Origin of the sequence: Novosphingobium naphthalenivorans NBRC 102051 (assembly GCF_001590985.1) — a bacterium.
In the GTDB taxonomy this organism is placed as follows: Bacteria; Pseudomonadota; Alphaproteobacteria; order Sphingomonadales; family Sphingomonadaceae; genus Novosphingobium; species Novosphingobium naphthalenivorans.
The window spans coordinates 15,388-32,467 of the sequence record NZ_BCTX01000033.1 but is presented as its reverse complement, the minus strand read 5'-3'; the positions used below and the strand labels follow the sequence as shown (position 1 = coordinate 32,467).

The window sequence follows — 17,080 nt, the reverse complement described above, 5'->3', positions numbered from 1 at the left end:
CACGATGATGGGGCGGGCTGAAACGATCTATGCAGAGCTTCTCTGGCAGGGCGGGAACGCCAGTGTTCCGGCGTTCGACGTTCACATCACTTCCTCCATCCTGGCCTTGTCGCTGTTCGAAGCCGAATGCGAGGGGAGCACGCTGGCCGATGCCATCGGGCTTGATGGCGAGGAACTCAGTGAGCTGTGCCGCCTGGTTTTCCCGCATGTGAGCCTGCCCGAAGCGGGCGAAGCGATGGTCGGCAAGGAAGAGCAGGCGCTGCGCGACATCCTCTGGATGAACTGTGCGGAAGCTTCCGTCTTCGAACTCCTGCTGACGCGGCTGATCGCGCGACGCAGCCAGCGTCCCAATCACCTCTGGCAGGATCTGGGGCTGGCCAACCGCACCGAGCTTTCGATGCTGATGCAGCAGCATTTCCCGCGCCTGGCGATGAAGAACAGCGCGGACATGAAATGGAAGAAGTTCTTTTACCGGATGATGTGCACGTCGGAGGGGTTCCGCCTCTGCTCCGCCCCGGTATGTTCCGAATGCGACGATTTCGAAGCCTGTTTCGGCGCCGAGGACGGCGAAGCGCTGCTGGCCCGGATCGCCAATGGAAAGCCGGTTGCAGCTCAGGAGGCTTATCTATGACGAAGGACCCGGAAACGGCGATCATGGCCATGGTCCGCCGCTTCTACGACCTCTCTCTGGAAGACGATCTGCTAGGGCCCATGTTCCGGGCCGAGATCGACGATTTCGAGGAGCATTACGGCATCGTCGCCGATTTCTGGTCGCACGCGCTGCTGGGCACCGATCGCTACAAGCGCGGCACGCCTTATGTCCATCACACCAAGCTCACGGTCGAGGAAGCTCATTTCGACCGCTGGATGGCGGCGTTCGAGCAGGCCGTGAAGGAAGAGCTGCCCGAGGAGCTTGCCGGCCCTGCCATGCAGCGGGCGCGGCACATGACGCAGAGCTTCAAGATGGGCCTGCTACCGCTGCCTACACCGAAAACGCGTCCACTGGGGGCTTCGGCATGATGGCGGACGAACTGTTCGCCGTTTGCGGGCTGGAGGACATCCCCAATCGCCGTGCCGTTCCGATGGTGCTGGCACGCCGCAATGACGAGGGCGATGTCGTGCCCTGGCCGATCTTCATCCTGCGCTGGGGCCGCAATGTGCGCGCGTTCGAAAACCGCTGCCCGCATCAGGATACCCATCTCGACTGGGAACGCGGCGAGTTCCTCGACAGCGAGGGCACGCGGATCCAGTGCGGCAAGCACGGTGCGCTGTTCGATCTGGGCAGCGGGGAATGCGTCCAGGGCCCGTGCCTGGGCCAGCGGCTCACGGCGATCGACGTTGAGATCGACAGCGAGGGCGACATCTGCCTTTCCGGCGTCGCGCTTGTCGAGGACGACGATTTCGACAGCGGGCAAGGGGCGGAGTAGGGTTGATGGATGGGGCTGTATCGGGCTTGCTTCCCAGTCGCTACCCCTCCCTTCCTCATTCCCGCGCAGGCGGGAATTCAGTCACGCTGTGTCCATCAGGGAAATGTCGGCGTTCGTAACCCGAAGTGGCGGAAATCTGGCGATCGATTCCGGCTTCGAAGCGCTGTGCTCGCTGGATCCCCGCCTGCGCGGGGATGACGAAGTTCGGGAAGGGCAGCTTGGCTCAAATCCGGCCTAAAACATGCCGTTCCAGAATCGCCGACATAGCGGTCATTCTTGAAAAGTGATAGCTGTCGCAAATGAGGTTGGTTGTTTCATCTTTGCTGACTTTAGGCTTCGCTACTATGGCAATGGCGGACACACCGAGCCAAGCACATCATATGGGCAGGCAACTCACGCCAAACGAAATAGAGCAATGCATCGCGCGGGGCGGTCGAATAGTTGTTGCTGGTTTTTTGCGAAATCAGACTTGCGTACTTCCTTACGCAGACGGCGGAAAAGTCTGCAGGAGTTCTTCGGAATGCCTTGGCGACTGCTTGCCCGACCAAACCGACGACAATTTTGTGGAGTTTGGTCGGCGAGTTCGCAAAGGATTAGAGGTGCCGGGGCGTTGCGCCCGGGAAACTAGTACGGGATTTGGGTGCGCTGCAAGCATTGAGAATGGGCGGTACAAAAGCAGCGGAATTTGCATAGATTGAACAAGTGCAAAGTCCACTTCCCCCGACTATTCCGCCATTCGACGAACCTTCCCCCTTTGCCGATAAGCGCCGCTCATTCAGGTCGAAATCTGTCGGGCCCGCAGCGGTGGCGATGTGAGCGTTCTTTCAGAAAGCTGCGGGCGCGCCACTCGGATAGGGCGGCGCGCCCTTTGACCATCAGACCGGGCGGTTCTCGTTACGGTTGCGCACCGGTTCCATCGTCGCGACGCCATCCTCGTAGCTGATCTCGGGGAAGGGCATCGCCGTTTCGGTCAGCGTGTTGAGCACGTATTCGAGCTTTTGGGCGCCGCTCATCTTCTTCACGTCGTTCTTGTCGATGTCGGCGAGTTCGAGCGTTTCCTTCCACACCGTCGATTCATCGAGTGGCAGGATCTTCGCGGTCACGCCGCCGGGCAGGGCGACCGTGTACTTCTTCAGGAAGTCGATGTTGTTGACGAAGAAGACATAAGTGCCTTCGGGCACGAGGAAGTCGGCCAGCACTTCGCCGGCGTCCTTGAGCCAGGCGAAGTTGTGGAGATAGCCCGCCAGCACCGGGATCTTGCCGGTGGCAGCATCGGCGACTGCGAGAATCTGTTCGATCGAATAGGCCGGCGGACGGGCTTCGTCGGCGACCTGATCCTGAAAGGCGAGGGCGATGTCGCCCCGGAAGCCGAAAGTTCCGGCCTTGGGCAGCGGTTCCTTGAGCACGGCGTTGAGCAGACGGTGCTGGCTGGCAAGTGTCCCGAAGGCGGTATCTTCGAGTGCGGTGGCGGCAAGTGTGGACATGATTGTCTCCTGCTGGTGATGCGCTCGCGTGCCACGCAAGAACCGGGCCGTTTTGTCCTGGGGAGGCTTTGTCGCGATTGCGCGCCCGTCATTGTGTGCATTGCAACAAAATGCCGCCGGACGTTTGTGACAAAGCTGACACGTAACGGCGCGCACACTCGGGAATCCTGCCATTTCCGAACTTGGCACGCTGCTTGCTGCACAAGCTTCCACCAAAACAAGATATGCCAGGAGCAGCGCCATGATCGTCCTGACTGACAGTGCCGTTCACGCAGTCCGCAGCGCCATCGACAAGGCGGAAGCATCGCCCGCCGGTCTGCGCATCCAGGTCGAGGCAGGCGGATGCGCCGGCTACAAGTACATGATGGGCCTTGTCGGCACGCCCGACGACGCGGACGCGGTGGTGAGCAGCGGCGGGGTTTCGATCTTCATCGATCCTGACAGCCAGCCGCTGCTGGCGGGCACCACGATTGATTTCGTGGTCGCGCTCGAAGGCTCGGGCTTCACTTTCGACAACCCTAACGCATCGAACAGCTGCTCATGCGGCAAGTCATTTGGCTGACGGAGACCGGCAATGTGGGAATATAGCGAGAAGGTCAAAGACTACTTCTTCAATCCGAAGAACAGCGGCGTTCTGGAAGGCGCCGACGGCGTCGGCGATGTCGGCGCGATCAGTTGCGGCGACGCGCTACGCCTGATGATCAAGGTCGATCCGGAAACCCAGATCATTACCGACGCCCGCTTCCAGACCTTCGGCTGCGGATCGGCGATCGCCAGTTCCTCGGCCCTGACCGAACTCATCATCGGCAAGACCATCGAAGAAGCGATGAAGATTTCCAACCAGGACATCGCCGACTTCCTCGGCGGGTTGCCGCCCGAGAAGATGCACTGCTCGGTGATGGGCTACGAGGCGCTGCAGGCGGCCGTCGCCAACTACCGCGGCGAGGAATGGGTGGACGACCACGAGGAAGGCGCCCTGATCTGCAAGTGCTTCGGTATCGATGAAGGCATGATCGAGCGCACCGTGCGTTCCAATGGTCTCACCTCGGTCGACGAGATCACCAATTACACCAAGGCGGGCGGTGGCTGCTCGACTTGCGCCGAAGGCATCGAGGGCGTGCTTGAACGCGTCAATGCCGAGATGGTGGCCGAAGGGCTGCTGGCCGCCGAGAAGGCTTTCGTGCCGGGCGTCGTCCCGCGGAAGGTCAAGGAGAAGAAGGTCGTCCGCACCGACGCGGCTGCCAAGGCCCCGCTGACCACGCTGCAGAAGATCAAGATCATCGAGCAGACGCTCGAAGAGATCCGTCCTTCGCTGCAGCGCGACGGCGGCGACTGCGAGCTGGTCGACGTCGAAGGCAACCGGGTGATCGTCAAGCTCACCGGCGCTTGCGTCGGCTGTCACTTGTCGAGCGCCACGATCGAGGGCGTGCAGGCCCGTCTCGTCGAGGCGGTCGGCGTGCCGCTGATCGTGATCCCCGCCGCGCCAGTTCACTGATGGCGTTCACCGGTGACCGGTAACTGAAAGATCCAAGGAAAGGCCCCCACCATGGAACCCGCGCCCGTCTATCTCGACAACAATGCCACCACCCGTTGCGACCCCAAGGTCGTGGAGGCAATGATCCCGTTTTTCTCGGAACAGTTCGGCAATGCCTCTTCGATGCATGCCTTCGGTGCCGAGGTAGGCGGGGCGCTGGCCAAGGCGAGGAAGCAGCTCCAGGCGCTGCTTGGCGCCGAGTTCGACCACGAGATCATCTATACCTCGGGCGGCACCGAGGCGGACAACATGGCGATCATGTCCGCGCTGGAAACCCAGGGCGACCGTGACGAGATCGTGACGTCCGCAGTCGAGCATCCGGCGGTACTCAGCCTTGTCGCCCATCTCGAAAAGACCGGGCGCGCCAAGGTTCACATCATCGGCGTCGATGCCAAGGGCCGGCTGGACATGGAGGCCTATCGCAAGGCGCTCGGCCCCAAGACCGCGATTGTCTCGATCATGTGGGCGAACAACGAGACCGGCACGATCTTCCCGGTCGAACAGCTTGCCGAACTGGCACATCAGGCCGGTGCGCTGTTCCACACCGATGCCGTGCAGGCGGCCGGCAAGATCCCGATCGACATGGCGACAAACGAAATCGATATGCTCTCGCTCTCCGGCCACAAGCTGCACGGTCCCAAGGGCATCGGCGCGCTCTATGCCCGCAAGGGCACTCGCCTGCGCCCGCTGATCCGGGGCGGCCATCAGGAACGCGGCCGCCGCGCCGGCACCGAGAACGCTCCCGCCATCATTGGCCTCGGCAAGGCGGCCGAACTGGCGATGGAGCACATGGCGGACGAGCAGACCCGTGTCGCCGGGCTGCGCGACCGGCTTGAGAAGGGGCTTCTCCAGCAGATCGGCAACAGCTTCGTCACTGGCGATCCGGACAACCGCCTGCCCAACACCGCCAATGTCGCGTTCGAATACATCGAGGGCGAGGCGATCCTGCTGCTGATGAACCGCCAGGGCATTGCCGCCAGTTCCGGCTCGGCCTGTACTTCCGGCTCGCTCGAACCCAGCCATGTGCTGCGCGCGATGAACGTGCCGTACACCGCCGCGCACGGCGCCATCCGCTTCTCGTTCAGCCGCGAGAACGGCGATGCCGATGTCGACCGCGTGCTGGAAGTCATGCCCGAGATCATCGGCAAGCTGCGCGAGATGTCGCCGTTCTGGCGCGAACGCGACAACCAAGCCTTCAACCCGACTTACGCCTGACCCCATCGCCTGAGGAGGAACCGGACCATGCTCGCCTACCAGCCCCGTGTCATTGTCAACGACAGCACGCTGCGCGACGGCGAGCAGTCTCCGGGCGTCGCTTTCAGTCTCGACGAGAAGCTGGCGATCGCCGCCGCGCTCGAAGCGGCGGGCGTCGACGAGATCGAGGCGGGGACGCCGGCCATGGGCGTCGAGGATATCGAGGCGATTGCCGCGATGGCCCAGCAGGCGCGGACCTCGCAGATCATCCCCTGGTGCCGGGCGACGCGCGAGGACGTCGACGCGGCTGCGCGGACCGGCGTGGCGCGGGTGCACCTTTCGGTTCCGGTGTCCGACCGCCAGATCCGCGCCAAGTTCGGCACCGGCAGGGCCGATGTCCTGGCCCGGATCGAGGAAGTGGTAGGCTATGCGCTGGACCGGGGCCTTCGCGTCTCGATCGGGGGCGAGGATGCCAGCCGCGCCGATCTCGATTTCCTGAAGCGCGTCGTCGTCACCATCGAGGAGGCGGGCGGGCACCGTTTCCGCTTCGCCGATACCTTGGGCGTGCTCGATCCTTTCGGCACCTGCGACCTGTTCCGCGAACTGGCGCGTGAAACGGATATCGAGCTGGAATTCCACGGCCACGACGATCTCGGGCTGGCGACCGCGAATACCTTGGCGGCGGTGCGCGGTGGGGCCACGCATGTCAGCGTCTGCGTGCTGGGCCTTGGCGAGCGGGCGGGCAATGCGCCGCTGGAGGAAGTCGTGGCGGGGCTGGGCGAAACGCTGGGCTGCGCGACCGGCGTCGATTTCACGCAGCTTCCGCACTTGGCCGACATTGTCGCGCGCGCCGCGTGCCGGACGATCCCGGAGAACAAGCCGATCGTGGGCTCGATGGTCTTCACGCACGAATCCGGCATCCATGTCTCCGGCCTGTTACGCGACTCCGGAACTTACGAGGCGCTCGACCCGGCTCGTTTCGGGCGGGAGCGCCGCATCCTGCTCGGCCGGCACTCGGGCCGTGCGGCAGTCACGTCCAGCCTGCGCTCGATCGGGCTTGAGGCCGACCAGCAGCGGCTGGAGCGGATCCTCGCGGATGTTCGGGCGCGCGCGCTCATCACCAAACAGCCGGTGGAACTGGCCGATCTGGCGCTGATCTATTGCCGCTCGGCCATGGCGGAAGGAACGGCGTGATGCCGTTCTCGACTCTGATGGATCAGGTCGCGCCTGCCTCGCCGCCACGCCGTCTCTCGCTGTTTGCCATGCTGCGGGAAGACATCGGCTGCGTTGCCGCACGCGACCCGGCGGCTAATAACTGGCTTGAAGTTGTCCTGACTTATCCGGGCATTCATGCCATTGTCTGGCACCGTATCGCCAACCGGCTGTGGCACGCGAAGCTACGCTTCCCGGCGCGCTTCCTGTCCTGGTTCGCGCGGCTGCTGACCAATGTCGACATTCATCCGGCCGCGACGATCGGACGGCGCTTCTTCATCGATCACGGCGCCGGTGTCGTGATCGGCGAGACAGCCGAGATCGGGGACGATGTGACGCTGTACCACGGCGTCACGCTGGGCGGCACCAGCTGGTCTCCGGGCAAGCGCCATCCCACGCTGGAAGACGGCGTGCTGGTCGGCTGCGGCGCCAAGATCCTGGGGCCGATCACGGTGGGCAAGGGCGCCCGCGTCGGGGCCAACAGCGTGGTTGTCGACCCCGTGCCGCCGGCAATGACGGTGGTGGGCATTCCCGGCCGTCTCGTTCGCGCCGCATCGGATCGCCGCCGCGTCGGCGGGCGGATCGATCTCGACCATCATCTCATGCCCGACCCGGTGGGCGAGGCCATCGCCGAACTGCTCGACCGGATCGATTTTCTCGAAATGCGCCTTGCGCATCGAGACGGGCGCGAACCGACTTGTGAGGAGGATACCCATGAGCCTGCTTGACGATCTTCAGGGCCTGTCGAGCGCGGAGGATTTCTTCACTTTCCTCGGTGTGCCCTACGAGCCCTCCGTGGTTCACGTCGCGCGGCTGCACATCCTGCGGCGCATGGGCCAGTACTTGCGCGGCAGCGAAGTCGAGGGCGCGCTGGCCAATGCCGACGATGCCGCGCTCATGGCGTTGTGCCGGGACCATCTCACCCAAGCTTACGAGGATTTCGTTAAGTCCTCGCCGATCGAGGAGCGGCTGTTCAAGGTTCACAAGGAGGCGATTGAGCCCAAGCCGGAGCCGAACCGCCCCTTCGTGCCGCTAACCGCCCTTTCGGGCCAGAACTTATCTGCAGGCCAAACTGCACCCTCAGGAGAGTGACCATGCATATCGTCGTATGCATCAAGCAGGTCCCCGACAGTGCGCAGATCCGTGTCCACCCGGTCACGAATACGATCATGCGCCAGGGCGTGCCGACGATCATCAATCCCTATGACCTTTTCGCGCTGGAAGAGGCGCTGCGGCTGAAGGACCGCTTCGGCGCCACTGTCACGGTGCTGACGATGGGCCCGCCGACCGCCGCGGAATCGCTGCGCAAGGCGCTGACCTTCGGTGCCGACCGCGCGGTGCTGCTGACCGACCGCTATTTCGCCGGGTCGGACACGCTGGCGACCAGCTATGCCCTGTCGATGGCGCTCCTGAAAGTAGCCGAGGAATTCGGCAAGCCCGAGATCATCTTCACCGGCAAGCAGACGATCGACGGCGATACTGCACAAGTCGGCCCCGGCATTGCCAAGCGGCTCGACTACAACCAGCTCACCTATATCGCCCGGATCATCGAGACCGATACCCAGGCAGGCACGATCAAAGTCGAACGCCGCGCCGAGGGTGGGTTGCAGGTGCTGGAATCCAAGCTGCCCGTGCTCATCACCATGCTGGAGGCGAGCAACGAGATGCGCCGCGGCTCGATCGAAAACGCGCTCATCGCCGCCCGTGCCGAAGTCGTGACCTGGAATGCCGCTGCGGTCGGCATCGAGGACCTGACCAAGTGCGGCCTGCGCGGTTCGCCGACGATCGTGAAGAAGGTCTTTGCGCCTTCGGCCCGCACCGACAAGGCCGCGCTGGTCGAAGTCGACGGCAAGGCCGAGGCCAAGGCCGCCGCGCTCGTCGAAGCGATTTTCGCCAAAGCCCCCGGCGTCGAGCACGACCTGCTCGAACACGCCGCGCAACACTACGTCTGAAAGGAGCGTTCACCATGGCCGAAAACAACAAGCCCGCTCCCGCAGCCGGCGGCAGCCGCGCCAATACGAAGAAGGAACTGCCCGAGCACTTCAAGGCGTACAAGCACGTCTGGGTGGCGGTCGAGATCGAGCATGGCCAGGTCCATTCGGTTTCGTTCGAACTGCTGGGCGAGGGGCGCAAGCTGGCCGACAAGCGCGGCGTCGAACTGGCAGCCGTCGTCATGGGTGACGACCGCGCCAGCCTCGATGCGGCGGCGGCTGCCTGCTTCGAATACGGCGCGGACTGCGTCTATCTGGCGCAGGATCCGGCGCTGAAGCACTACCGCAATGAGACCTCGACCAAGGTCCTCACCGACATCGTCAACACCTACAAGCCCGAGATCCTGCTGCTCGGCGCGACCAACCTCGGGCGCGATCTGGCGGGATCGGTGGCGACCACGCTGCAGACCGGTCTCACCGCCGACTGCACCGAACTGGCGATCGACGATGAAGGTTCGCTGGCAGCCACCCGCCCGACTTTCGGCGGCTCGCTGCTCTGCACGATCTTCACGCTGAACTTCCGCCCCCAGATGGCGACCGTGCGCCCGCGCGTTCTCGCCATGCCGGAGCGCGAGGAAGGCCGCACCGGCAAGATCGTGGAGTTCGATCCCAAGCTGGTCGAAGATGACGTGATCACCAAGGTGCTCGACTTCATCGCCGACCGCGATACCGACAAGGCGAACCTGCCTTATGCCGATATCGTCGTCGCCGGCGGGCTGGGCCTCGGTTCGGTCGAGAACTTCCAGCTGGTCAAGGAACTGGCCGAGGTGCTGGGCGCCGAATATGGCGGCTCGCGCCCGCTGGTGCAGAAGGGCTGGATCACGTCGGACCGCCAGATCGGCCAGACCGGCAAGACCATCCGGCCCAAGCTCTACATCGCCGCCGGCATTTCGGGCGCGATCCAGCATCGCGTCGGCGTGGAAGGCGCCGACCTGATCGTCGCCATCAACACTGATCCCCATGCGCCGATCTTCGAATTCGCGCATCTGGGCATCGTGGCCGATGCCGTCACCCTGCTGCCCGCGCTGACCGACGCTTTCGCGGCGCGGCTGCGCGTCAATCGTCTCGCAAGCTGAGGAGGAACCCATGGGCGAATTCAGCAAGCCGTTCGACGCCATCGTCGTGGGAGCCGGCCCTTCCGGCAATGCCGCCGCTTATGTGATGGCGAAGGAAGGCCTCAATGTCCTGCAGATCGAACGCGGCGAATATGCCGGTTCGAAGAACGTGCAGGGCGCGATCCTCTATGCCGATGCCCTAGAGAAGATCATCCCGGAATTCCGCGACGAAGCGCCGCTGGAACGCCACGTGATCGAGCAGCGCATGTGGACGATGGACGACAAGTCGCACACCGGTATGCATTACCGTTCGGACGACTTCAACGAGGAGAAGCCGAACCGCTACACGATCCTGCGCGCACAGTTCGACAAGTGGTTCTCTTCCAAGGTGAAGGAAGCTGGCGCGCTGGTGCTCTATGAGACCACCGTGACCGAACTGGTCAAGGATCTCTCGGGCAAGGTCATCGGCGTGCGCACCGACCGCCAGGGCGCGCCGATCATGGCCAATGTCGTGGTTCTGGCCGAAGGCGTGAACGGATTGGTTGGCCAGCGTTCCGGCCTCCGCAACGAAGTCTCGCCCGACACGGTCGCGCTGGCGGTGAAGGAAATGCACTTCCTGCCGCGCGAGACGATCGAGGCGCGCTTCAACCTTTCCGGCAACGAAGGCGTGGTGATCGAGGCGATGGGCACGATCACCAAGGGCATGACCGGCACTGGCTTTCTCTACACCAACGAGGAATCGATCTCGGTCGGCATCGGCTGCATCGTTTCGGACTTCGCGGAAACCGACGTGACGCCGAACGAACTGCTGGAGGCGTTCAAGAACCATCCTTCGATCAAGCCGCTGCTGGCGGATTCGGAGTGCAAGGAATACGCCGCGCACCTGATCCCCGAGGGCGGCTACAAGGCCATTCCGCAGCTCACCGGAGCGGGCTGGATCGTGGTCGGTGACGCCGGGCAGTTCGTCAACGCCGTGCACCGCGAGGGTTCGAACCTGGCCATGACCACCGGCCGCGTTGCTGCCGAAACGGTCGTTTCGCTCACCCGCAAGCGTGAGGAAATGACCGCTGCGAACCTGGCTGAGTACGAGAAGCGGCTGGGGCAGACCTTCGTCATGAAGGACCTCAAGAAGTACAAGGGCATTCCGGACCTGTTGCACAGGAACAAGGGCAACTTCTTCGGTACGTACCCCAAGCTGATCAGCGCGGCGATGCAGACCTGGTTCCGCGTCGACGGGATCGACAAGATCTCCAAGGAAAAGGCGATTATCCGCAATTTCCGTGAGACCCGCACGCTGTGGGGCATGATGGGCGATGCTTTCCGGCTAGTCCGCGCATGGCGCTGAACCGCCGACTTTAGAACAATCCAAACCTGGACAAGACGAGGAGCAGGCAGATGAGTGACGTAATGGCGGCGCCCCGCGCCAAAGTGGAAGAGAAGCTGTTCCAGAACCGCTATCTGGTCGATGCCGGCCGTCCGCACATCAAGGTCAAGCCGCACACGACGCCTTCGGCCAGTCTGATGGCGATGATCACGCTGTGTCCGGCCGGCTGTTACTCGAAAACCGAAAACGGCCAGGTCGAGGTCGCCGCGGACGGTTGTCTTGAATGCGGAACCTGCCGGATCGTCACTCGCAAGACGGGTGAAGTCGAATGGAACTATCCGCGCGGTGGTTTCGGCGTTCTCTACAAGTTCGGTTAATGGCCGGGCTTTCGAAAGTTACCTCTGCGAGCTCTTCGTCAATTTCGAGGGAGCGCACTCATTGCTTGTAGAATCGGCGGAAATCTGAGACTTTTCCTCTCTAGCGTCCGAATCCCGGCAGACGATCGGGACTATCGACAAGGACCGGTGGAGAAGATGTCCTGACGGCAGAAAGGTTTCCGTCATGGATAGTCAGGTGATCAGCCCTTCGAACGCGCTACCGCCGGGATCTTATGTGAATACCTATAGCCGGCAACCGAGCCATACGCGGGCCGACATGGCGCTGCGCGGCGTGTACGAAATTTCCAAGGTGCTCGCAGTGCCCGGGCGGCTGGAAATGACGCTCGCGAATGTGCTGACCTTGCTGTCCAGCTTCCTCGACATGCGTCATGGCCTCGTCACCCTGCTCGACGAGGAGGGGACGCCGGTCAACGTCGTGGGGATCGGCTGGCGCGAGGAACGGGCCGGAGTCTGGTTCGGGCACATTCCCGAACAGGCCGTGGACCGCATTTTCAGGACAGGGATGCCTGTCGTCGTCCAGAACATGCAGAAGAGTTCGCTCTTCCCGGGCTGGAGTTTCGAAGGGGCGAAGCCCGAGGACAGCCGCGTGTCCTTCATCGGGGTGCCGATCAAGGATCGCAACGATGTCGTGGGAACGCTCACGATCGAGCAGATCTGGGACGAAAGCACGACCTATCACGCGGCTGACGAGGACGTGCGTTTCCTCACTATGGTCGCCAACCTGATCGGCCAGACCATACGCCTGCTCGAAATGGTCCAGCGGGACCGCGAGCGGCTGATGGAACAGCAGCGCATTCTGGAAAAGGAACTGATCCGCGACAATCCGCCCGCGGGCGGCAGTGGCAAGAAGGGCAAGGCCAGCGCGATCGGGATCGTGGGCTCCAGCCCGGCGTTGCAGAATGCCCTGCAGCAGATCAAGCGCGTCGCCCGCAGCCACTCCGCCGTGCTGCTGCGCGGGGAATCCGGCACTGGCAAGGAACTGTTCGCGCGGGCCACGCATGATTTCTCGCCGCGGGCGAAGAAGCCGTTCATCAAGCTGAACTGCGCGGCCTTGCCCGAATCCGTGCTGGAATCGGAACTGTTCGGGCATGAAAAGGGCGCCTTCACCGGCGCCGTGGCCCAGCGCAAGGGCCGCTTCGAGCTGGCCGATGGCGGCACCCTGTTCCTCGACGAGATCGGTGACACCACGTCGGCGTTCCAGGTCAAGCTGCTGCGCGTGCTGCAGGAAGGCGAATTCGAACGGGTCGGCGGAACGCAGACGATCAAGGTCGATGTCCGTCTCGTCTGCGCGACCAACCGCAATCTGGAGGAAATGGTTGCCAAGGGCGAGTTCCGCGCGGACCTCTATTACCGCATCAACGTGGTTTCGGTTCGCCTGCCGGCCCTGCGCGACCGGCGCGAGGACATTCCCCAGCTCGCGCGCGAGTTCCTGCGCCGTTTCGACGAGGAACATCACACCGAGCACCAGCTTTCGCCTTCGGCGATCCGCGTGCTGGAAAGCTGTTACTTCCCCGGCAATGTGCGCGAACTGGAAAACTGCATCCGCCGCACGGCCACGCTGGCACACGAGGACCGCATCGGCGAAGGCGATTTTGCCTGCCGCAACGACGAATGCCTTTCGGCAACCCTCTGGAAGTCCGCTGTTTCGGCACCATTCCCGATCGTTCAGCCGCGCCCTGTCGCTTCTCTTCCCGAGCGGGAGGAAGCAGAGCCGGTTGACCTGATCGAGCGCGATGGTCCGGGAGAATCGCCTGCGGATAACGTTAAGGTCGGGCAGCGCGAATTGCTCAAGGCACTGGAATCGACCGGCTGGGTCCAGGCCAAGGCGGCGCGCGTGCTGGGCCTTACGCCGCGCCAGATCGGCTATGCGATCCGCAAATACGGGATCGAAGTGCGCAAGTTCTAGGATCGATCAGTCCCGGGCTGCCCGCTAATCGCTAGGGAAGCTGTGGCTCATTCCATACCGGTTACGGATGCGATCCAGCCGCGGGCAAGCCAGCGTGCCAGCATCTCGCCAGCAAGTGGCACGGCCTGCTTGTCTCCCAGCAGACCGGCCAGCAGTTCACACGCCGCGCCATAGCTGGCCCCGCTCTCCATAAGGGCGAGCGCCTGCGCTTCGGCGGCATCGATCATTGTGAACGTCGGGCGCAGGCCTTCGCGCCAGACCACGCAGCCTCTCGCCTCAGGCATGAGGGGAAGGGCGCGGGCGGCGGCGATGCCATTGTCGTTGCCAAGCAATGGCCAGAGCGCCGCGCCATCGTGGCGGACCAGGCGCACCGCAAGACCGGGCACGAATGCAATCCGCAGGTCCTGCCAGTCCTGATCGCCGAACGAGGCCGTCGCCGCGATCAGCCCCGAAGCGTCCAGAGGAACGGTATCGCGAGCGGTGAAGGCGGCTTGCATGGCCCATTCGATCCACGCGAGTTCGGTGACGTCGGGATCATGCGGGAACAGGTCTTCGAGCGTCTGCGCAAAGCCTGCTCCGGCATCGTCGAGCGTCCAGCTTGCGGGTGGATGCATGATCAGGTGATGCGCGGCGGCGGCCTGAAAAGCGTCCTCTCCTGTAAGCAGGGCGGTGCGCGGATAAGTCTCGCGCAGGGCATCGATCAGCCGCGCGCGGTAGGCATTGCGATAGATCTCATACCCGGCCCGTTCGCGCGCCTGCCAGTTCTCCGGCAGAGACGCATCGTCTGCCATCAGCCCCTGCAGGAACCGGCTTTGCTGTTCAGCCAGAGTCATGCCGCCACCACTTCCCGGCGGACATGGTCCGCGATGCGGCGGGCGATGGCCAGTTCGTCGAGCAGGTCCGCCAGCGGAGGGATGGCGTCATCGCGCTCGATCATGATGGCGGCAGGACCGGTGCAAGCAAGGGTATGGGCGAGGAGTTCCCAGACGCCGCCACACACTGCGCGGTCATGGGTGTCGATGGCGATCGGGCCCGGCGTGTGCCCCGCCAGATGGATCTGGCGCACGCGCTCCAGCGGCAGTCCGGCGATGTAGGCCTCGGCGCTGAAGCCATGGTTATGGGCGCTGACATAGATGTTGTTCACATCGAGCAGCAGATAGCAGCCGGTGCGGCGTGCCACTGCGGACAGGAATTCCCATTCGGTCATCTCGCTTTCGGGAAAGCTCAGATAGCTCGACGGGTTTTCCAGCAGCAGCGGACGGCGCAGGACGTCCTGCGCGATCGTCACGTTCTCGCAGACCACACCCAGCGCTTCGGCCGTATAGGGCAGCGGCAGCAGGTCATGGCTGTTGTGCGCGCTGCTGCGGGTCCAGCACAAGTGATCGGAGATCCAGAGCGGCTCGATCCGCTCGGCCAGCGCTTTGAGGCGGGCCAGATAGTCCCGGTCCACCCCATGCGCCGATCCGGGCGAAAGCGAGACGCCGTGCAGTACCACCTCGTGCTTGTGCCGCACCGCATCGAGCACCGCGAGCGGCTTGCCGCCGTCCACCATGAAGTTTTCCGAAATGACTTCGACGAAATCGAGGTCCACTTCGCCGTCCAGAAAATCAGGATAGTGCGAGCGGCGAAGGCCCAGGCCAAATCCTGAGAAGGGGCCAAATCCTGAGAAGGGGCCAAATCCTGCGAAGGGCTCGATGTGCGTCATGGTGCGGTTCCTGCGGGGCAGCGTGGGAATTGGGCGGCCCGGTCCCGGTAGGGGGCGGGCGGAACGGGGAACCGGGCCGCCGGGGCGTGTCAGATCAGCCGATGTCGCCGATCGTGCCGCCCTTGGTCAGGCAGGCGCCGGCCGCCATGGCCTTGAAACCCTCGCCCTTGCAGGAATTCATGCCCTTGCATTCGTGCTGCGTGGTCTTGCAGTCGGCGTGCCCTTTGCAGGCGTTCACGCCGTAGCAATGCACCATGTCGTCCGTGCCCAGCGCGGCGCCGGTGCTGCCGGCCGGAGCGGTGGCGGCAAAGGCTGCTGCGGACGAGAGGGCAAGGGTTCCGGCGATAGCTGCGAAGCCGGTCTTGTGCGCAATCTGCATAGGTCTTCTCCTGACGTTGTTTGCCCGAATGGCATGGCGTCATTCGCAGGGCGCCGCGGCAGGGTTACAGCGCCCGAAAAATTTGCGGCCCTGTAACCGGCGCGGAAGAGAGGGCGAATGACGGTGTGATCCCCGGCGGGTGCCGGGCGACCATCAGGAGATCATCATGCAGAACCGTTCGATTGCCGCCCTGGCTGGCGCTGTCGTGTCCGGGGCCCTGGCCGGTGTGCTGGCCGTTCCGCCAGCCGGCGCGAAGGACAAGCCGGCGATGGAAAAGTGCTATGGCGTGGCCAAGGCCGGGCACAACGATTGCGCGGCCGGGCCGGGCACCAGTTGCGCGGGCACGTCCGCGCGCGATTATCAGGGCAATGCCTGGAAGCTGGTGAAGAAAGGCACCTGCACGTCGATCAGGACACCCCAAGGTGCCGGCTCGCTGACGCCGGTCGAGCGCTGATCGAAGCGGATTTTGCGGGGAGGAGCGGGCGATGCAGTCATGGCAAAGGATCACGGGATTCCTGCAAGGCCCGGTCGTAGAGGGAATCGCGCTGCTGTTCGTCCGTGTGGCGCTGGCGGGCGTGTTCTGGCGCTCGGGCCGGAGCAAGGTCGTGGAAGGCACCTGGCTGCAGGTGAGCGATGCGACGTATTACCTGTTCGAAAACGACTATTCCGCCGTGCCGCTCCCTCCGCATCTCGCCGCTCCCATGGCCGTGGCCTTCGAGCATCTGTTCCCCATCCTGCTCCTGGCCGGGGCCGCCACGCGCCTTTCCGCGCTGGCCTTGCTGGGGATGACCATGGTCATTCAGATTTTCGTCTTTCCCGAAGCCTGGTGGAGCGTGCATATCCTGTGGGTGGCGCTGGCCCTCGTGCTGATCGTGCGTGGGGGCGGGCTGTTTGCGCTCGACAGGGTGGGGCATACTTCGGGCTCGGGGGGGATGCCGCGATGAACGGGGACGAAGCGACCATGGCGCGGCTGATGCGCGCGGCGCAGCAGGGCGACAGGCAGGCCTATGCCGTTCTGCTGGAGCAGGCGGCGAAGTGGCTGCGGCGCTATTTCCGCAAGCGGATCGCGGCGGAAAAGCTGGATGATCTGGTGCAGGACGTGCTGCTCTCGCTCCATGGCAAGCGCGCGACTTACGATCCCGCGCGGCCGTTCTTCCCCTGGCTGGCAGCCATTGCCCGCTATCGCTGGGTGGACCAGTTGCGCGCAGAATACCGCACGCAGACGCAGGAACTGCTGGAAGACACCGCCAGCGAGGACAGCGGGGAAGAGCCGGTGATGGCGCGCGTCAGCCTTGAGCGCCTGTTCGATCAGTTGCCGCCGGCGCAGGTCGAGGCGATCGAACTGGTGAAGATCGAAGGGTGCTCGGTCGCCGAAGCTTCCGAGCGGACCGGGCAGAGCCCGTCGCTCATTAAAGTGAATATCCATCGCGGCCTGCGCAAGCTGGCCGCGATCATCGAGAAGGCAAGCTGA

Annotated in this window: 21 protein-coding genes; 17 read left to right on the top strand and 4 right to left on the bottom strand. The window is 63.8% G+C overall.

Annotated features, from left to right (window positions below; translation table 11 throughout):
* Positions 1-7 precede the first annotated feature (7 nt).
* The 3 genes from NN5_RS12305 to NN5_RS12295 are packed head-to-tail and all read left to right on the top strand — an operon-like array spanning position 8 to position 1,427.
* Positions 8-631 (top strand): nitrogen fixation protein NifQ, encoded by a 624-nt coding sequence (locus NN5_RS12305; protein WP_245656447.1) that lies wholly within the window; start codon positions 8-10, stop codon positions 629-631.
* A complete protein-coding gene (locus tag NN5_RS12300) occupies positions 628-1,020 on the top strand; it encodes a group III truncated hemoglobin (RefSeq protein WP_067734396.1) in 393 nt (130 codons plus the stop codon). The genes NN5_RS12305 and NN5_RS12300 overlap by 4 nt, the downstream gene beginning before the upstream one ends.
* Positions 1,017-1,427 carry a Rieske (2Fe-2S) protein gene (locus NN5_RS12295; RefSeq protein ID WP_067734395.1) on the top strand — a complete coding sequence of 137 codons (411 nt, stop codon included), beginning with the start codon at positions 1,017-1,019 and terminating at the stop codon, positions 1,425-1,427. The genes NN5_RS12300 and NN5_RS12295 overlap by 4 nt, the downstream gene beginning before the upstream one ends.
* Before the next feature lie 875 nt (positions 1,428-2,302).
* Here NN5_RS12295 and NN5_RS12290 read toward each other — a convergent pair.
* A complete protein-coding gene (locus NN5_RS12290) occupies positions 2,303-2,911 on the bottom strand; it encodes a hypothetical protein (RefSeq protein WP_067734394.1) in 609 nt (202 codons plus the stop codon).
* Between the two features lie 241 nt (positions 2,912-3,152).
* On the opposite strand from NN5_RS12290, the gene NN5_RS12285 reads away from it, so the two are divergent.
* The 11 genes from NN5_RS12285 to nifA all read left to right on the top strand — a co-directional run bounded on the left by NN5_RS12285 (position 3,153) and on the right by nifA (position 13,525).
* Positions 3,153-3,473, top strand: coding sequence for a HesB/IscA family protein (locus tag NN5_RS12285; protein WP_067734393.1), 321 nt, complete (start codon positions 3,153-3,155; stop codon positions 3,471-3,473).
* Positions 3,474-3,485: 12 nt separating this feature from the next.
* Positions 3,486-4,406, top strand: coding sequence for a Fe-S cluster assembly protein NifU (nifU, locus tag NN5_RS12280; protein ID WP_067734392.1), 921 nt, complete (start codon positions 3,486-3,488; stop codon positions 4,404-4,406).
* A 51-nt stretch (positions 4,407-4,457) separates the two neighbouring features.
* Positions 4,458-5,660 (top strand): cysteine desulfurase NifS, encoded by a 1,203-nt coding sequence (nifS, locus tag NN5_RS12275; RefSeq protein WP_067734391.1) that lies wholly within the window; start codon positions 4,458-4,460, stop codon positions 5,658-5,660.
* A 27-nt stretch (positions 5,661-5,687) separates the two neighbouring features.
* Positions 5,688-6,833, top strand: coding sequence for a homocitrate synthase (gene nifV, locus NN5_RS12270; protein ID WP_067734390.1), 1,146 nt, complete (start codon positions 5,688-5,690; stop codon positions 6,831-6,833).
* Positions 6,833-7,579 carry a serine O-acetyltransferase gene (gene cysE, locus NN5_RS12265; protein ID WP_067734389.1) on the top strand — a complete coding sequence of 249 codons (747 nt, stop codon included), beginning with the start codon at positions 6,833-6,835 and terminating at the stop codon, positions 7,577-7,579. The genes nifV and cysE overlap by 1 nt, the downstream gene beginning before the upstream one ends.
* Complete coding sequence (nifW, locus tag NN5_RS12260; RefSeq protein WP_067734388.1) at positions 7,566-7,943, top strand: nitrogenase stabilizing/protective protein NifW; 378 nt, start codon at positions 7,566-7,568, stop codon at positions 7,941-7,943. Before cysE ends, nifW begins: the two co-directional genes overlap by 14 nt.
* A gap of 2 nt (positions 7,944-7,945) precedes the next feature.
* Positions 7,946-8,803, top strand: coding sequence for an electron transfer flavoprotein subunit beta/FixA family protein (locus tag NN5_RS12255; RefSeq protein WP_067734387.1), 858 nt, complete (start codon positions 7,946-7,948; stop codon positions 8,801-8,803).
* 14 nt (positions 8,804-8,817) lie between these two features.
* Positions 8,818-9,918 carry an electron transfer flavoprotein subunit alpha/FixB family protein gene (locus tag NN5_RS12250; RefSeq protein ID WP_067734386.1) on the top strand — a complete coding sequence of 367 codons (1,101 nt, stop codon included), beginning with the start codon at positions 8,818-8,820 and terminating at the stop codon, positions 9,916-9,918.
* 10 nt (positions 9,919-9,928) lie between these two features.
* Positions 9,929-11,242: an FAD-dependent oxidoreductase gene (locus NN5_RS12245; protein ID WP_067734385.1), complete on the top strand. Its 1,314-nt coding sequence runs from the start codon at positions 9,929-9,931 to the stop codon at positions 11,240-11,242.
* Between the two features lie 50 nt (positions 11,243-11,292).
* Positions 11,293-11,598, top strand: coding sequence for a ferredoxin family protein (locus tag NN5_RS12240; protein ID WP_067734384.1), 306 nt, complete (start codon positions 11,293-11,295; stop codon positions 11,596-11,598).
* A gap of 235 nt (positions 11,599-11,833) precedes the next feature.
* Entirely contained in the window at positions 11,834-13,525 is a 1,692-nt protein-coding gene (nifA, locus tag NN5_RS12235) for a nif-specific transcriptional activator NifA (protein ID WP_245656445.1), read from the top strand.
* A 47-nt stretch (positions 13,526-13,572) separates the two neighbouring features.
* On the opposite strand, the gene NN5_RS12230 is transcribed toward nifA, so the two are convergent.
* The 3 genes from NN5_RS12230 to bufA2 all read right to left on the bottom strand — a co-directional run bounded on the left by NN5_RS12230 (position 13,573) and on the right by bufA2 (position 15,609).
* Complete coding sequence (locus NN5_RS12230; protein ID WP_067734382.1) at positions 13,573-14,358, bottom strand: HvfC/BufC N-terminal domain-containing protein; 786 nt, start codon at positions 14,356-14,358, stop codon at positions 13,573-13,575.
* Positions 14,355-15,230: an MNIO family bufferin maturase gene (bufB, locus tag NN5_RS12225; protein ID WP_067734381.1), complete on the bottom strand. Its 876-nt coding sequence runs from the start codon at positions 15,228-15,230 to the stop codon at positions 14,355-14,357. The genes NN5_RS12230 and bufB overlap by 4 nt, the downstream gene beginning before the upstream one ends.
* Before the next feature lie 94 nt (positions 15,231-15,324).
* A complete protein-coding gene (bufA2, locus tag NN5_RS12220) occupies positions 15,325-15,609 on the bottom strand; it encodes a BufA2 family periplasmic bufferin-type metallophore (RefSeq protein ID WP_157081118.1) in 285 nt (94 codons plus the stop codon).
* Positions 15,610-15,775: 166 nt separating this feature from the next.
* Between bufA2 and NN5_RS12215 the strand changes: the two genes are divergently transcribed.
* From NN5_RS12215 to NN5_RS12205, 3 genes are read left to right on the top strand one after another with little or no spacing between them, the layout of a single operon-like run.
* Positions 15,776-16,063: a BufA1 family periplasmic bufferin-type metallophore gene (locus NN5_RS12215; protein WP_067734425.1), complete on the top strand. Its 288-nt coding sequence runs from the start codon at positions 15,776-15,778 to the stop codon at positions 16,061-16,063.
* Between the two features lie 31 nt (positions 16,064-16,094).
* The gene (locus tag NN5_RS12210; protein ID WP_067734380.1) at positions 16,095-16,553 is read left to right on the top strand and encodes a DoxX family protein; all 459 of its coding nucleotides are present in this window, start codon (positions 16,095-16,097) and stop codon (positions 16,551-16,553) included.
* Positions 16,550-17,080, top strand: coding sequence for a sigma-70 family RNA polymerase sigma factor (locus NN5_RS12205; RefSeq protein WP_067734379.1), 531 nt, complete (start codon positions 16,550-16,552; stop codon positions 17,078-17,080). The genes NN5_RS12210 and NN5_RS12205 overlap by 4 nt, the downstream gene beginning before the upstream one ends.

What these genes read in the sequence shown, in the direction of transcription:
- NN5_RS12305 (WP_245656447.1), top strand. Translation starts at nt 8, where the DNA reads ATGGGGCGGGCTGAAACGATCTATGCAGAGCTTCTCTGGCAGGGCGGG.
- NN5_RS12300 (WP_067734396.1), top strand. Translation starts at nt 628, where the DNA reads ATGACGAAGGACCCGGAAACGGCGATCATGGCCATGGTCCGCCGCTTC.
- NN5_RS12295 (WP_067734395.1), top strand. Translation starts at nt 1,017, where the DNA reads ATGATGGCGGACGAACTGTTCGCCGTTTGCGGGCTGGAGGACATCCCC.
- NN5_RS12290 (WP_067734394.1), bottom strand. Translation starts at nt 2,911, where the DNA reads ATGTCCACACTTGCCGCCACCGCACTCGAAGATACCGCCTTCGGGACA.
- NN5_RS12285 (WP_067734393.1), top strand. Translation starts at nt 3,153, where the DNA reads ATGATCGTCCTGACTGACAGTGCCGTTCACGCAGTCCGCAGCGCCATC.
- nifU (WP_067734392.1), top strand. Translation starts at nt 3,486, where the DNA reads ATGTGGGAATATAGCGAGAAGGTCAAAGACTACTTCTTCAATCCGAAG.
- nifS (WP_067734391.1), top strand. Translation starts at nt 4,458, where the DNA reads ATGGAACCCGCGCCCGTCTATCTCGACAACAATGCCACCACCCGTTGC.
- nifV (WP_067734390.1), top strand. Translation starts at nt 5,688, where the DNA reads ATGCTCGCCTACCAGCCCCGTGTCATTGTCAACGACAGCACGCTGCGC.
- cysE (WP_067734389.1), top strand. Translation starts at nt 6,833, where the DNA reads ATGCCGTTCTCGACTCTGATGGATCAGGTCGCGCCTGCCTCGCCGCCA.
- nifW (WP_067734388.1), top strand. Translation starts at nt 7,566, where the DNA reads ATGAGCCTGCTTGACGATCTTCAGGGCCTGTCGAGCGCGGAGGATTTC.
- NN5_RS12255 (WP_067734387.1), top strand. Translation starts at nt 7,946, where the DNA reads ATGCATATCGTCGTATGCATCAAGCAGGTCCCCGACAGTGCGCAGATC.
- NN5_RS12250 (WP_067734386.1), top strand. Translation starts at nt 8,818, where the DNA reads ATGGCCGAAAACAACAAGCCCGCTCCCGCAGCCGGCGGCAGCCGCGCC.
- NN5_RS12245 (WP_067734385.1), top strand. Translation starts at nt 9,929, where the DNA reads ATGGGCGAATTCAGCAAGCCGTTCGACGCCATCGTCGTGGGAGCCGGC.
- NN5_RS12240 (WP_067734384.1), top strand. Translation starts at nt 11,293, where the DNA reads ATGAGTGACGTAATGGCGGCGCCCCGCGCCAAAGTGGAAGAGAAGCTG.
- NN5_RS12230 (WP_067734382.1), bottom strand. Translation starts at nt 14,358, where the DNA reads ATGACTCTGGCTGAACAGCAAAGCCGGTTCCTGCAGGGGCTGATGGCA.
- bufB (WP_067734381.1), bottom strand. Translation starts at nt 15,230, where the DNA reads ATGACGCACATCGAGCCCTTCGCAGGATTTGGCCCCTTCTCAGGATTT.
- bufA2 (WP_157081118.1), bottom strand. Translation starts at nt 15,609, where the DNA reads ATGCAGATTGCGCACAAGACCGGCTTCGCAGCTATCGCCGGAACCCTT.
- NN5_RS12215 (WP_067734425.1), top strand. Translation starts at nt 15,776, where the DNA reads ATGCAGAACCGTTCGATTGCCGCCCTGGCTGGCGCTGTCGTGTCCGGG.
- NN5_RS12210 (WP_067734380.1), top strand. Translation starts at nt 16,095, where the DNA reads ATGCAGTCATGGCAAAGGATCACGGGATTCCTGCAAGGCCCGGTCGTA.
- NN5_RS12205 (WP_067734379.1), top strand. Translation starts at nt 16,550, where the DNA reads ATGAACGGGGACGAAGCGACCATGGCGCGGCTGATGCGCGCGGCGCAG.